Origin of the sequence: Actinoplanes sp. NPDC023936 (genome assembly GCF_040639325.1) — a bacterium.
In the GTDB taxonomy this organism is placed as follows: Bacteria; Actinomycetota; Actinomycetes; order Mycobacteriales; family Micromonosporaceae; genus Actinoplanes.
This window is the reverse complement of record NZ_JBEZZR010000027.1, coordinates 109,752-122,244: the sequence shown is the minus strand read 5'-3', so window position 1 is coordinate 122,244 and position 12,493 is coordinate 109,752. Positions and strand designations below refer to the sequence as shown.

Here is a 12,493-nt window from a genome sequence, read left to right as displayed (position 1 = left end):
GCATGAGAACTCCCGCTCAAGCCCTCAACGCGCTACTCTCAGCACCGCTACCAGCACAAACAGACTGTGTTGCAACCACCGATTGAATCCGCCGCCCCAACAACCTGCCTGAGCTACGGCTGACCGCTCCGAGCCGTAGCGAGCGCAGCAACCGGGTGTTGCAACCACCGGTTGACTCCGCCGCCTTACAAACCTGCCTGAACTACGGCTCACCGACCCGAGCCGTAGCCAGCGCACGTTCCCGGCACGAGAAACATGCCTGAGCTACGGCTCACCGGCCGATTCGGCGGCGCGTCACGGTCGGTCGCTGCTGACCGTGGAGCGCTCGGGGGTTTCGTCATTCTGTGGGGCCTGGGGCGTCCGCGGGTTTCCGTGCAGCGCGGCTTTTACCTCCGATTCCGGCACGGTGGGCGACAACGGTTCGTGTTGACGGGCGGTCCGGCTGGCGTTCGGTGCTGTCCCGACGAGCCGGCGAGAACGCTGAGAGCCAGCCGGGCAAGACGAGCTGGTCACCAGTGCTGCCGGATGCGTCTTCCGCGAGCACTGCGCGCCAGCCGGGCGCAACATTCCAAGATCTACCGCGGAGGAAGGGCGAGCGGCGGGCGGGGCGAGCGGCGGGCGGGGTGAGCGGCGGGCGGGGCGAGCGGCGGGCGGGGCGAGCGGCGGGCGGGGCGAGCGGCGGGCGGGGCGAGCGGCGGGCGGGGCGAGTGGCGGATCTGGATGTCCAGCACCAGGACCGAGCCGTGAACGAGGTCCTACCCCGGGCAGCCAGCGAATCCGGTGTCAGAATCGGGGACATGCCATGGGTAGCTGACAGCCATGAGATCGACGTCGTGGTGCCCGCGCCGGGGCGGGAGCCGGTGCGCGTACCCATCTGGGTGGTTGCCGTGGGCGATGACCTCTATGTCCGGTCCTGGAAAGGCGAGGCCGGGGTCTGGTATCGGCGGGCGCGCCGGTACGGGACGGGCTCGGTCGTGGTGGACGGCGACGAGCACGCGGTCCGCTTCACACCGGTTGCCGACCCGGCCCTGGAGGAGGCGGTCGACCGGGCGTTCACCGCGAAGTACGGCGGCTCGGAGTACGCGAACGCGATGATCAACCCGCCGGCGAGCGGAACCACGATGCGGCTGGACCGGATCTGAGGCGGCGGCGGGGCTCGCGATCCGGCCGCTGCCCGGCGTCGGCGCGACGGCGGCCGGCGCCGCCCTTCAGCTGCAGCACCACCACTGACGACAACACCAGCAGACCACCCGCCAGCTGCGTCGCCGTCAGGCTCTCGTGCAGCAGCATCGAGGCCAGAACCGTGGTCACGACCGGCTCGAACGTGGAGAGGATCGCCGCGGTCGACGGCCCGGTGCGGCGCAGGCCGGCGAAGAACGCCACGATCGGCAGCACGGTCGAGACGATCACGATGCACGCCAGCCAGAACCAGCCTGTCATGCCGAACCCGAGATCCACGCCGCCGGTGAACAGGGCGCGGACCGCGAGGGCGGCGGCCGCGCCGGCCAGGACCAGGGTGGTGAGCAGGATCGGGGGCATCCGGTGCACGACCCTGTCCGAAAACAGGATGTAGGCGGTGTAGGTGAGCGCGGAGCCGAACGCCAGCGTCACGCCGATGCCGTCGATCGCCACGCCGCCCGCGCCGAGAAGCACCAGCATCACCCCGCCGGAGGCGGCGAGCAGCGCGGCGACAGTGCCCGCGGTGAGCCGGTCCCGGCCGAGTGCGACCGCCGTCGCCGTCACGAGCAGCGGATACAGGTAGAAGACCAGGGACAGCAGGGACGCGTCCATCCGGGCCAGGGCTTCGAAGTACAGGCTCGCCTGCACCGCGTACCCCAATGCTCCGAGGCCGATGGCCGCGGCCAGGAACCGACCGGGGGTGGTGTTCCCGTGCTTCCCGCGGAACGCCAGGAAAGCACCTAGCACGACCGCCGCCAGTCCGAATCGGATCAGTAGAAGCGTGCCTGGGGAGACGCCCGCCTCGAAGGCGAGCTTGCCGAAGATGCCGAGCGCGCCGAAGCAGACAGCGGAGAGCAGGCAGAGAGCGGGACCCATGAGGGCAAGCTTCGGCCCGCTGATTCATCACGTCCAGTGACGATTCCTGGAGCTCATTGTTTAGGATTTGTGCATGGAGCTGCGTCGCCTGCGCTTTCTCCGTGAGTTCGAGGTGCGGGGCACGCTCGGCGCGGTCGCGGCGGCCCTCGGCTACAGCCCGTCCGCCGTCTCGCAACAGCTCGCGCTGCTGGAGAAGGAGGTCGGCGCCCAGCTCCTGGAGAAGGCCGGGCGCGGCGTGCGCCTCACCGACGCGGGGCGGATCCTGGCGGGCCACGCGGGGGTCCTTCTGGCTGCCGCCGATGCGGCAGCGGCGGATCTCGCGGCCCACACCGATGAGGTACGGGGTACCGTGCGCGCCAGTGGACTCCAGTCAGCCGCTCGCCGCCTGCTGGTTCCCGCGGTCGCCCGGATCGCGGCCGCCTTCCCGGGGATCCGTGCCGAGGTCTTCGAGCTGGAGGTGGAGGAGGCCCTGCCCGAGTTGCGCCTCGGCGCGGTGGATCTGCTGATCAGCGACGAGTACGACGGCCATCCCCGGCCACGCCAGGCCGGCCTGCGGTTCGCCGTGCTGCACGCCGAAGAGCTGAAGCTGGTGCTCCCGGCGGCCCACCCGCTCGCCGCCTCGGGCGGCCCGGTGCCGATCACCGCGCTGCGCGACGAGGCCTGGGTCGCCACCGGCGCGAGCACCGGTCACCACGCCATGGTCGTCGGCACCTGCCGCTCGCTGGGCGGCTTCGACCCGGACCTGCGGCACCTCTGCTACGACGCGGAGGTGCAGCTCGAACTGGTCCGCCGGGCCGGCGCGGTGGCGCTGCTGCCCGAGCTGACGCTTCCCGCCGGGGATCCGGCGGTGGCGGTCCGGGACGTCGCCGAGCAGAGCCTGGGACGGCGTCTCTTCGTGGTCACCCGCGACGGTCCGCGGGCGCCGGCCCTGACCACCTTCCTGGCCGTTCTGACCGACGTGGCATCTTCTCTGGGTGATTCCGTCTGAGACGCAGATCCGTGCCATGCACCGGGAGGCCGCGCCGAGCCGTGCGGCGTTCGAGTCGGTCTGGACGCACTGCCGGATCGTCTGGTCGATCGCCTCGCAGCTCATCGCGTCGTCCGGCGCGCCGGATCTCGACGCCGATCTGGTACGGGCCGGCTGCCTGCTGCACGACATCGGGGTGTACCGGCTGGCCGTTGACGACGCCTACGTCCGGCACGGCGTGCTCGGTGCGGAGCTGGCCCGCGAGCTCGGCCTGCCGGAGGTGCTCAGCCGGTTCTGCTCGCATCACACCGGCGTCGGGATCACCGCCGAGGACGTGGCCCGGCAGGGGCTGCCGATGCCGGTGGCGGACTACCTGGCCGAATCGGCCGAGGAACGGATCGTGATGTATGCGGACAAATTTCACAGCAAATCGACGCCACCGTCATTCGTGACCAGTGACACATTCGCGGCCGCCGTCGGCCGCTTCGGTGCGGACAAGCCCGCGCGTTTCGACGCTCTCACCAGGGAGTTCGGGCAGCCTAACCTTACTCCGCTGGCGCGTGAGTTCGGCCATTCTGTCCGCTAATGAACCAGTTCGGGACCGTGAGATCGACTTGATCTCAACCTAGGTTCAAGTTTTAGAGTCTTGCCGTTTCCTTTGATCATCGGCGAGAGCGCGAGTGAGGGATTTATCTATGGATCGCCCCCTGCGGGTTGCTGTCATCGGTGCCGGCCCGGCTGGCATCTATGCGGCCGACCACTTGATCAAGGCTTCGGAAACGGTCACCGTCGACATTTTCGACAAGCTGCCCACCCCCTACGGCCTGATCCGGTACGGCGTCGCGCCCGACCACCCGCGGATCAAGGAGATCGTCAACGCTCTCACCCGGATCCTGAACAACCCGCGGATCCGCTTCGTCGGCAACGTCGCGTACGGCACCGACGTCAAGCCCGAGGAGCTCAGCCGCTTCTACGACGCCACGGTCATCGCGACCGGCGCCGAGAAGGACCGCGCCCTCGACATCCCCGGCATCGACCTGCAGGGCAGCTTCGGCGCCGCCGACTTCGCGTCCTGGTACAACGGGCACCCCGACGTACCGCGTGAATGGCCGCTGGAGGCCAAGGAGGTCGCCGTCATCGGCGCCGGAAACGTCGCCATCGACGTGGCCCGGATCCTCGCCAAGACCGCCGACGAGCTGCTGGTCACCGAGATCCCGGACAACGTCTACCAGGGCTTGAAGGCCAGCCCGGTCACCGACGTGCACCTGTTCTCCCGCCGTGGCCCGGCCCAGGTCAAGTTCACCCCGCAGGAGCTGCGCGAACTCGACCACTCGCCGAACGTCGAGGTGATCATCCACCCCGAGGGCATCGAGTTCGACGAGGGCAGCCTCGAGGCGATGCGGCAGACCCGGCACGTCAAGATGTGCGTGGACATCCTGCAGAACTGGGCCGTGCGCGACCCCCGCGACCGCCCGCGCCGCCTGCACCTGTACTTCCTGCAGGCTCCGGTCGAGGTGCTCGGTGAGGACGGCAAGGTCGTCGGCCTGCGCACCGAGACCCAGGAACTGACCGGCGACGGCTGGGTCCGCGGCACCGGCGAGTTCACCGACTGGCCGGTCCAGGCCGTCTACCGGGCCGTCGGGTACCTCAGCACCGCGCTGCCCGACCTGCCGTTCGACACCAAGACCGGCACCATCCCGCACCAGGCCGGCCGGATCCTCGACCTCGACGGCGAGCACATCCCCGGCATGTACGTCACCGGCTGGATCAAGCGGGGCCCGGTCGGCCTCATCGGCCACACCAAGGGCGACGCCGGCGAGACCGTCCAGAGCCTGCTCGAGGACGCCGAGAAGCTGCCGGCCCCGGTCGACCCCACGCACGAGGGCGTCCTCGAGTACCTGCGCGGGCGTGGCCTGGACGTCACCGACTGGGAGGGCTGGCAGAAGCTGGACGCCCACGAGGTGACGCTCGGCGAGCCGCACGGCCGCAAGCGCATCAAGGTCGTCCCGCGGGACGAGATGACCGGCATCTGCAACGGGATCTGATCGATTCTCCTTCACCGAAGGCCGGCGCGATCGTGCGCCGGCCTTCGTGGGTATCCGGAGCGGATGAGCCCCACACGTGCGGTTGCTGTCGAGGATCTTGGAGCCTGGCTGCTCAAGGGGAACGCGGACCACGCCGGGCTGCGGGAGCGTTTCGCTGTCGCGCCCCGGGTCGAGCGGTGGTGCGTGCAGCCCAGCTATCGGCTGGAGCTGATGCGGGCCGGGCAGCCGGTGCTGTTCTGGGGCAGCGGCAGCCGGCGGCGCGACAGCGCCTACGGGATCTGGGGCGCCGGGCGGCTGACCGGTCCGCCCCGGCGCGACGGCGACGGCTGGGAAGTGCCCCTGGACCTGACGATCGCCCCGCCGGAAGCCTGGATCCCGCGATCGCGGATCCGTTCTCTGCTTCCTGACATCGAGGTGCTCCGGCAGCCGCAGGGAGCGAACCCGTCGTACGTCACGGTGCGCCAATACGCCGTGATCATGTCCCTCCTGGGGTGACGACGATTATATTTACGAACGGTCGGTCGTTTTGTAGCGTGTGGGCATGACGCAGGACGGCCGGCTGGTGCGAGGCGAGCGGACCCGTGCCGCCGTGCTCGACCAGGCGCTGCTGCTCGCCACCGTCAACGGGCTCGACGGGCTGTCGCTCAGCCAGGTCGCCGACGCGCTCGGGGTCAGCAAGTCCGGCCTCTTCGCGCACTGGCGGTCCAAGGAAGCGCTGCAACTCGCCGTGATCGACCACGCGCGGGCGCAGTGGACCGAGCTGGTCGTCGCCCCGGCCCGCTCGCAGCCGGCCGGGGTGCGGCGGCTGTGGGCCGCGCATGACAGCCGGCTCGCGTTCTACGAGTCCGGGGTGCTGCCCGGCGGCTGCTTCTTCGCCAACGCGCACTTCGAGTTCAACGCCCGCCCCGGCGTGATCCGCGACCGTCTCGCCGCCGAGCTGCGTGACTGGATGGCGTTCCTGACCAGGACCGCCGCCGAGGCGCTCACGCTGGGCGAGGTGCGCCCCGGCGTGAACCCGGAGGGCCTGGCCTACCACACCGAATCCCTCGGGGTCTGCGCCGTGATGCAGGCGCCGGTGCTCGGGACCGGACCGACGTTCCGGCAGGCCCGCCAGGCTCTGCTGGACCACCTGCGCTCGATCACCACCAACCCCACGATCCTTCCGGAGCTGACATGACCGCCGTGACCGAACCCGCCGCCGTCTCCTCCGTCTCCTACGGCGCCACGGTGCACATCCCGGTCCACTTCGACGACCTGGACGCCATGGGCATGCTGCACAACTCGCGGTACGCGGTCCTGGTGGAGCGCGCCATCTCCCTCTGGTGGGCCGAGCGCGGCGTCTCCTTCTCCGGCGGCCGTCCCACCACGCCGGACGCCTTCAACGTGGTCCGCGAGTACGGGATCACCTTCAACCGCCCGGTCCTCGGCACCGGCGACATCACCGTTCACTTCTGGCTCGACAAGATCGGCACAACCAGCGCCGAGTACGGCTTCCGGGTGATCTCCACGGACGGCGCGACGGTGTTCGCCGAGGGCCGCCGCGTGAACGTCCGGCTCAACCCGGCCACCATGCGCCCCGAGCCGTGGACCGACCACGCCCGCGGCCTCGCCGCCACCATCCTCCGCCACACCAACTAACCCACCTCGCCGCGCCCCCGCTGCGATCTTGGCGAGTTGCACACTGACGACGTCCGTGAGCAATTCGCCAAGATCGGCGGGCGGCGGTGGCGGCACGGGTCAGTAGGCGAAGCCTCCCGGGCTGCCGAGCAGGGCTGCGCCGTGGCCGCCCAGCCAGCCCTCGGCTGCGGCTGCGTGCTGGCTGAAGGTGTGCATGTCACGGAAGCGGCGCTGGATGGGCGAAGCGTCCCGCGCCGCCTGGCCGCCGCCTGCCCGGTAGCAGGTGTCGACCACGGAGAGGGCCGCGTCGGTGACCCAGGTCAGGGTCGCGGAGATCCGCGGGCCGATGGCGGGCAGGCCGGCCGGGTCGGTCGAGCAGAGCTCCCACAGTTCGTCGGCGGTCGTCGCCAGCAGGGCACGGGCGGCGCGCAGGGTGAGGTCGGCGCGGCCCAGCTGGACCTGGAACAGCTGGGTGTCGGCCAGACGGGTCTTCGCGTAGAGCCTCTGCTTGCCGCCGGCGGCCAGGGCCGTCGTGGCGTCCAGCGCGCCCTGGGCGATGCCCGTCGCGACGGCGCCGAGGTGCAGCACGAAGTGCATGAGCGGGGCCACGTACGCCGGGCCGGGGATCGACGGGACGCCGGCGAACAGGTCGAACGTGTGCTCGGCCGGGACGTGCACGCCGCTGATCTCGACGTCGTGTGAGCCGGTGCCGAGCAGGCCGAGCACCTGCCAGGTGTCGACGATCCGCACCTGGGCGGCGGGTACCAGCGCCGAGCGTGTCTGCGGCACGTCGCCGATCGGGGCGAGCAGGCAGTTCCCGAAGATCCAGTCGGCGTGGGTGCTGCCGCTGCCGAACGCCCAGCGGCCGTCGACCAGGTAGCCGTCGGGGGTCGGGGTGGCCGTGCCCTGTGGGTTGAAGCCGCCGGCCACGATCACGTCGGGGCCGGACGAGTACATCTTGTCGAAGGTCTCCCGGTCGAGGCAGGCCAGCAACTGCGGCGTCTCGGAACCGATCATCACGGTCCAGCCGACGGCCGGCTCGGCCGTGGCGAGGCGCTCCAGGACCGCCAGGCCGGTGCGCAGGTCGGCCTCGTGCCCGCCGTGGGACCGCGGCACGAACATCCGGAAGAAGCCTGCCGCTTTCAGCTCGGCCACCAGGTCGGCCGGCAGCTGCCGGGCCGAGTCGAGCTCCGCGGACCGGGCCTGCAGAGACGGCGCCAACTCCCGGGCGCGGCGAACCAGGTCGTGCATGTCTACCCCCATGAATCCGGCTGTTGAGGCGATCAAAGCCGATCAGGTGTCCCGTCCACCAGGGACAGTCGCCCCTCCGACTCAGGAAGTTATCCGGGACAGAACCGGGACGTCGTCACCCTCGATGCGGATCACGGGTCATCCCCGCGACGGATCCACCCCCGCTTGAGCAGTCGCTCAAAACCGGCTACGGTACGACTTGAGCGAGTGCTCAAAACACGGAGGTTGATGGTGGAACGTGCTCGGACGCGGCCGGCGAATCTGATCCTGGCCGGTATCATCGTGCTGTTCGGCGTGGTGTTCTTCGTGGTCGTCCAGCGCACCGGACGGGCCGACAGCGCGCTGCTCTTCGTCGTGCTCCCGACCGCGCTGGCGGCCGGCCTCGCGCTGCAACCGGGGAAGAGCACGCACGGCCGGGTCTTCCGGCTCACCACCATCGGCCTGCTGCTGGCGGCGGTGGCGGCGCACGAGGGCGCGATCTGCGTGGTGCTCGCCGCGCCGCTGGTCTATCTGCTCGCCCATGGCATCACCGCGCTGGTCCGGATGGCCGGTGGGTCCCGGAGACTGACCGTGCTGCTCCCGCTGCCGCTGCTGCTGACCGGCGCCGAGGGAGTGCAGCCGGACTGGCGGGTGCATCCCGACCAATCCGTACGGGTGAGTCGCGAGGCGCACATCGACCCGGCCGCGCTGCCCGCCCTGCTCGCCGCCGGGCCACAGCCGCAGGACGCCCGGCCGGTCGCGTTGCGGCTGCTCGGCGTGCCGACGCCGGAGCACGTGCACGGCAGCGGCCTGACCCCCGGCGACCGCTGGATGTTCGGCTATCACGGCAGCTCACACGGCCCCGGCGGGCAGATCGTCACCGAGGTCGTCGCCGCCGGGCCGCGCGAGATCACCTTCGCGGTCGTCGAGGACTCGTCGATCACCGGCCGCTGGGTCGGCATGCGCGACGCCACGCTGAGCTGGCAGCCCGGCGAGCAGGGCGGCAGCGAGGTCACGCTGCGGATCGGCTACCGGCGCGGGCTCGACCCGTTCTGGTACTTCGGGCCGCTCCAGGACCGGTTCATGCACGCCGGCGCGGAACACTTCCTGAACATGCTGAACCTGCCGTGATCCTCGCCCGCTACCTCGCCCTGCTGGTACCCGCGGCGGCGGTGCTCGCCGCCGCCCGCTGCACGCCGAGACGGGTGGGCGCGGTGCTCGCGTTCCTCGCGTCGGCGACCGGCCTCGCCGTGCTGCACGAGGTGGCCGCCGCTGCCGGGTGGTGGACGTTCGCCCGGGTCGACGGGGCGTACCGGGGGTTTCCGGTGGATCTGTGGCTGGGCTGGGCGGCGCTCTGGGGGCCGGTTCCGGTGCTGCTCCGGCGGATCCTGCCCCTGCCGGTCGCGCTCGGCCTGCTCCTCTGGATCGACGCGGTCGCCATGCCGGCGCTCGAACCGCTCGTCACGCTCGGTCCGCACTGGCTGCTCGGCGAAGCGTTCGGCCTGGTCGCGGTCGCGCTCCCGGCGCAACTGCTGGGCCGGTGGACCGACGATCGGCGACGGCTGATCCCGCGCGTGCTGCTCCAGGCCGGGCTCTTCGCGGTGCTGCTGCTCTGGCTCATCCCGAGCGTCGCGTTCAGCCTCGGCGACGGCGGCTGGGAACACCTGTCGCGGCTCTCCGGGACCACGTTGTTCCTGGCCGGGCAGGTGACCCTGGCGCTCGCGGTGCCGGCGCTCGCCGCGGTTCGCGAGTTCGCGGTGCGGGGTGGCGGGACACCGTTCCCGTGGGACCCGCCGCACCGGCTCGTCACGAGCGGCGTCTACGCGTACCTCGCCAACCCGATGCAGGTCAGCGGCGTGCTCCTGCTCCTCTGGCTGGCGGTGCTCACCCGCAGCGCCGCACTCGCCGCCGCCGCGCTGAGCGCGACGGCGTTCTCGGCGGGCTTGGCGGCGGCTTCCGAGCGGCACGACCTGGAGGCGAGGTACGGGGACCAGTGGCGCGCCTACCGACGTGAGGTCCACGATTGGTGGCCCCGGGCCCGTCCCGCCCCGAACGCGGTGCCGGGACGGCTCTGGCTCGACGACGACTGCGGCCCGTGTGCCGGAGTGCGTGATCTGCTGCTCCGGCAGTCGCCGGCGGGCCTGAGCATCGAACCGGCCGGGCCGGACCTGTGGCGGGCGCGTTACGAAGCCGGCGACGGGCATGTCGCCTCGGGGGTCGCAGCGGTCGCCCGCGGGATGGAACACTGTGGACTGCTGTACGCGTACCCAAGCTGGTTGTTGCTGCTCCCCGGCCTGGACCGCCTCGCTCAGCTGGTGGTGGACGCCCTGATCGCGCCGCCGCACCAGGCGGTGGGGAAGAATGGCGCTCGATGAGCGACACGAAACAACGCCTGCTCGACGGTGCGCTGGCCGCGCTGCGCGACCACGGGGTGGCCGGAGCGTCGGCCCGCACCATCGCCGCCGCGGCGGGGGTGAACCAGGCGCTCGTCTTCTACCACTACGGATCCGTCGACGAGCTGCTCGGCGCCGCCTGCGAGCAGGCCACCCGGCAGCGCGTCGGCGCGTTCGCGGACCGCTTCGCGGCGGTCGGCTCGCTGCGGGAGCTGCTCCAGGTCGGCCGGGAGCTGCACGCCGCTGAGCTGGCGCAGGGCAATGTGTCGGTGCTCGCGCAGCTGCTCGCCGCGGCACAGACCGGTGACCGGCTGGCCGCGCCGACCGGTGCCGCGCTGGCGCTGTGGACCGACGAGATCGAGACGGTGCTGACCCGGCTGCTGGCGGGGTCGCCGGTCGCCGAGGTGGCGGACATCCCCGGCCTGGCGCGTGCGGTGGCGGCGGCGTTCGTGGGGATCGAGCTCTATGAGGGGATCGATCGGGACGGGGCGCAGCGGGCGTTCGAGGCGCTGGACCAGCTCGCGGTGCTGGTCGAGGTGGTGGACGAGCTGGGGCCGCTGGCGCGCCGGGCGCTGAAGTCGCGGATCAAGCGGGCCCGCCCGTAGGCGACGCGAAGCGACAAGCCGTGAGATCTTGGCAGCTCGTGCCCATCTCGCAGCCACCATCTGCCAAGATCGCGCCCGTCGCTGCGTCGCTGCGTCGCTGCGTCGCTGTGTCGCTGCGTCGCGGTGACGAGGTCACACGCAACGCCGGCGCCGCATGGACGAGGCCACACACAACGCCGGCGCCGCGGGGACGGGGTCACACACAACGCCTGCGTGGCGATCCATCAACGCCAGGGCAGGGATGAAGGCACACGAACCGTTTGCGTGCGACTTCATCGTGGCTGGCGTGAACTTCGGTGCGCCGCAGCCCCCGCGACAGAGCCGCATCGTGAGCCGCTACCGGGGCACGAGCCCACCGTGAGCAGCCCTGTCGTTCACCGCTCGATCTGGAGATCAACTTAGGCTGAGTGGCATCGGGGCGAGACGGGCTGGTTGACAGTGCTCCCAGCAACGTGCTCGGACAACGCTGCCAGCACCGTGCTCGGACAACGCTCCCAGCAACATACTCGGACAACACGGAGAGCCGGCCGGACCACGGTGTCGGCCCGCGGCTTTGATCACGTGAACGGGCGTCGTCGACATGCGCGATCGCTCAACTGCGCGGCATTGCTCCAGTGCAGCAACCCGCCGCACGCAGCCGACTTCCGCGTGCGCTCACCGCCCTGGCGCCGCGGGCGCTCACCGCCCTGGCGCCGCGGGTGGGCTGGTGCTGAGTGTCGTCGGAACGCGCCGGTGGCAGCGCTGGGAGCCAGCTCGCCCGGCTCGGCTGGCGTCCAGTGCTGCCGACTGTCCGTTTTGTGAACACCAGGAGCCAGCTCGCCTCGCCGATTCCAAGATCCGCGACGTGATCGCCGCCCGCCACCGGGCGATCTTGGTGATTTCCGCAGAGGGGCAACAACGAACCGTCCGTGCGTTTCCGCAGAGCGCCGCCCCCACCTCCGTCGTCGGCGGCGTCCGGCCGGGACAGGCCCACGATCACCGGAGGTGGGCACGCCCGGTGACAACCATCGGTGCCGGCCGGCGACCACTCTCGCGGCGCCGGCTTGGAGATCACCTGTTGTCAGGACATCAGGGTGAGCAGCTTCTCGACGGTGTTCCAGTTGCGGATCGTGGAGGGCGGCGGGTTCTTGACTTTCGTGAGCGCCTTGATCAACGGGCTGTCGCGCATGCCGTCGGGGCACCAGAGGTAGGTCTCGGCGCCGTCGACGACGTACTGGTCGGCGCTGTCGACCTCGGGGATCTCGTCCGAGCCCTCCGCCCCGGCGAAGGACACGAAATAACGGGACCCGTCCGTCGCGACCGATGCGAACGGGTTCAGCGCGACGATGCGGGTCAGCTCCTCGTGGCTGCGCAGGATCACGCCGACCGGGAAGCCGAATCGCTTCTCGATCAGCTGTTCCAGCGCCGGGCCGAGCTCGGCGGCGGGCTGGGTGGCGTCCAGGATCACGTTGCCGCTCTGCAGGAGGGTGGCGACGCCGGAGTATCCGGCTCCGGTGAGCAGTTCGCGCAGGTCCGCCATCGCGATGCGGCGGTTCCGGCCCACGTTGATGCCGCGCAGCAGCACCGCGTAACGAGTCATGC

The 12,493-nt window shown here is 71.0% G+C and carries 12 protein-coding genes and 1 pseudogene; 10 read left to right on the top strand and 3 right to left on the bottom strand.

Annotated elements, in window-relative coordinates:
- Positions 1–797 precede the first annotated feature (797 nt).
- The gene (locus AB0F72_RS29075) at positions 798–1,142 is read left to right on the top strand and encodes a DUF2255 family protein (protein ID WP_360437401.1); all 345 of its coding nucleotides are present in this window, start codon (positions 798–800) and stop codon (positions 1,140–1,142) included.
- On the opposite strand, the gene AB0F72_RS29070 is transcribed toward AB0F72_RS29075, so the two are convergent.
- A complete protein-coding gene (locus AB0F72_RS29070) occupies positions 1,096–2,055 on the bottom strand; it encodes a DMT family transporter (RefSeq protein ID WP_360437398.1) in 960 nt (319 codons plus the stop codon). The genes AB0F72_RS29075 and AB0F72_RS29070 overlap by 47 nt on opposite strands.
- A gap of 73 nt (positions 2,056–2,128) precedes the next feature.
- Here AB0F72_RS29070 and AB0F72_RS29065 point away from each other — a divergent pair, with 73 nt between their 5' ends.
- From AB0F72_RS29065 to AB0F72_RS29040, 6 genes are all read left to right on the top strand, one after another.
- Positions 2,129–3,043 carry a LysR family transcriptional regulator gene (locus AB0F72_RS29065; RefSeq protein WP_360437395.1) on the top strand — a complete coding sequence of 305 codons (915 nt, stop codon included), beginning with the start codon at positions 2,129–2,131 and terminating at the stop codon, positions 3,041–3,043.
- Positions 3,030–3,608, top strand: coding sequence for an HD domain-containing protein (locus tag AB0F72_RS29060; RefSeq protein ID WP_360437392.1), 579 nt, complete (start codon positions 3,030–3,032; stop codon positions 3,606–3,608). Before AB0F72_RS29065 ends, AB0F72_RS29060 begins: the two co-directional genes overlap by 14 nt.
- A 109-nt stretch (positions 3,609–3,717) precedes the next feature.
- Complete coding sequence (locus AB0F72_RS29055; RefSeq protein WP_360437389.1) at positions 3,718–5,067, top strand: FAD-dependent oxidoreductase; 1,350 nt, start codon at positions 3,718–3,720, stop codon at positions 5,065–5,067.
- Positions 5,068–5,130: 63 nt separating this feature from the next.
- Positions 5,131–5,562 (top strand): hypothetical protein, encoded by a 432-nt coding sequence (locus tag AB0F72_RS29050; RefSeq protein ID WP_360437386.1) that lies wholly within the window; start codon positions 5,131–5,133, stop codon positions 5,560–5,562.
- Between the two features lie 46 nt (positions 5,563–5,608).
- Positions 5,609–6,244, top strand: coding sequence for a TetR/AcrR family transcriptional regulator (locus tag AB0F72_RS29045; RefSeq protein ID WP_360437383.1), 636 nt, complete (start codon positions 5,609–5,611; stop codon positions 6,242–6,244).
- Positions 6,241–6,705, top strand: a complete 465-nt coding sequence (locus AB0F72_RS29040; RefSeq protein ID WP_360437380.1) for a hotdog domain-containing protein — start codon at positions 6,241–6,243, stop codon at positions 6,703–6,705. The genes AB0F72_RS29045 and AB0F72_RS29040 overlap by 4 nt, the downstream gene beginning before the upstream one ends.
- A 99-nt stretch (positions 6,706–6,804) precedes the next feature.
- On the opposite strand, the gene AB0F72_RS29035 is transcribed toward AB0F72_RS29040, so the two are convergent.
- On the bottom strand, positions 6,805–7,935 hold the full coding sequence (locus AB0F72_RS29035; RefSeq protein WP_360437377.1) for an acyl-CoA dehydrogenase family protein: 1,131 nt from the start codon (positions 7,933–7,935) through the stop codon (positions 6,805–6,807).
- A gap of 228 nt (positions 7,936–8,163) precedes the next feature.
- On the opposite strand from AB0F72_RS29035, the gene AB0F72_RS29030 reads away from it, so the two are divergent.
- The 3 genes and pseudogenes from AB0F72_RS29030 to AB0F72_RS29020 all read left to right on the top strand — a co-directional run bounded on the left by AB0F72_RS29030 (position 8,164) and on the right by AB0F72_RS29020 (position 10,912).
- Positions 8,164–9,045, top strand: a complete 882-nt coding sequence (locus tag AB0F72_RS29030) for a hypothetical protein (protein WP_360437374.1) — start codon at positions 8,164–8,166, stop codon at positions 9,043–9,045.
- A pseudogene (locus tag AB0F72_RS29025) lies at positions 9,042–10,391 on the top strand (methyltransferase). The gene AB0F72_RS29030 and the pseudogene AB0F72_RS29025 overlap by 4 nt, the downstream one beginning before the upstream one ends.
- Positions 10,346–10,912: a TetR family transcriptional regulator gene (locus AB0F72_RS29020; protein WP_360437371.1), complete on the top strand. Its 567-nt coding sequence runs from the start codon at positions 10,346–10,348 to the stop codon at positions 10,910–10,912. The pseudogene AB0F72_RS29025 and the gene AB0F72_RS29020 overlap by 46 nt, the downstream one beginning before the upstream one ends.
- A gap of 1,060 nt (positions 10,913–11,972) precedes the next feature.
- Here AB0F72_RS29020 and AB0F72_RS29015 read toward each other — a convergent pair.
- Positions 11,973–12,491, bottom strand: a complete 519-nt coding sequence (locus AB0F72_RS29015; protein WP_360437368.1) for a DUF1697 domain-containing protein — start codon at positions 12,489–12,491, stop codon at positions 11,973–11,975.
- Between the last annotated feature and the right edge of the window lie 2 nt (positions 12,492–12,493).

What these genes read in the sequence shown, in the direction of transcription:
- AB0F72_RS29035 (WP_360437377.1), bottom strand. Translation starts at nt 7,935, where the DNA reads ATGCACGACCTGGTTCGCCGCGCCCGGGAGTTGGCGCCGTCTCTGCAG.
- AB0F72_RS29045 (WP_360437383.1), top strand. Translation starts at nt 5,609, where the DNA reads ATGACGCAGGACGGCCGGCTGGTGCGAGGCGAGCGGACCCGTGCCGCC.
- AB0F72_RS29065 (WP_360437395.1), top strand. Translation starts at nt 2,129, where the DNA reads ATGGAGCTGCGTCGCCTGCGCTTTCTCCGTGAGTTCGAGGTGCGGGGC.
- AB0F72_RS29070 (WP_360437398.1), bottom strand. Translation starts at nt 2,055, where the DNA reads ATGGGTCCCGCTCTCTGCCTGCTCTCCGCTGTCTGCTTCGGCGCGCTC.
- AB0F72_RS29055 (WP_360437389.1), top strand. Translation starts at nt 3,718, where the DNA reads ATGGATCGCCCCCTGCGGGTTGCTGTCATCGGTGCCGGCCCGGCTGGC.
- AB0F72_RS29050 (WP_360437386.1), top strand. Translation starts at nt 5,131, where the DNA reads ATGAGCCCCACACGTGCGGTTGCTGTCGAGGATCTTGGAGCCTGGCTG.
- AB0F72_RS29030 (WP_360437374.1), top strand. Translation starts at nt 8,164, where the DNA reads ATGGTGGAACGTGCTCGGACGCGGCCGGCGAATCTGATCCTGGCCGGT.
- AB0F72_RS29040 (WP_360437380.1), top strand. Translation starts at nt 6,241, where the DNA reads ATGACCGCCGTGACCGAACCCGCCGCCGTCTCCTCCGTCTCCTACGGC.
- AB0F72_RS29015 (WP_360437368.1), bottom strand. Translation starts at nt 12,491, where the DNA reads ATGACTCGTTACGCGGTGCTGCTGCGCGGCATCAACGTGGGCCGGAAC.
- AB0F72_RS29075 (WP_360437401.1), top strand. Translation starts at nt 798, where the DNA reads ATGCCATGGGTAGCTGACAGCCATGAGATCGACGTCGTGGTGCCCGCG.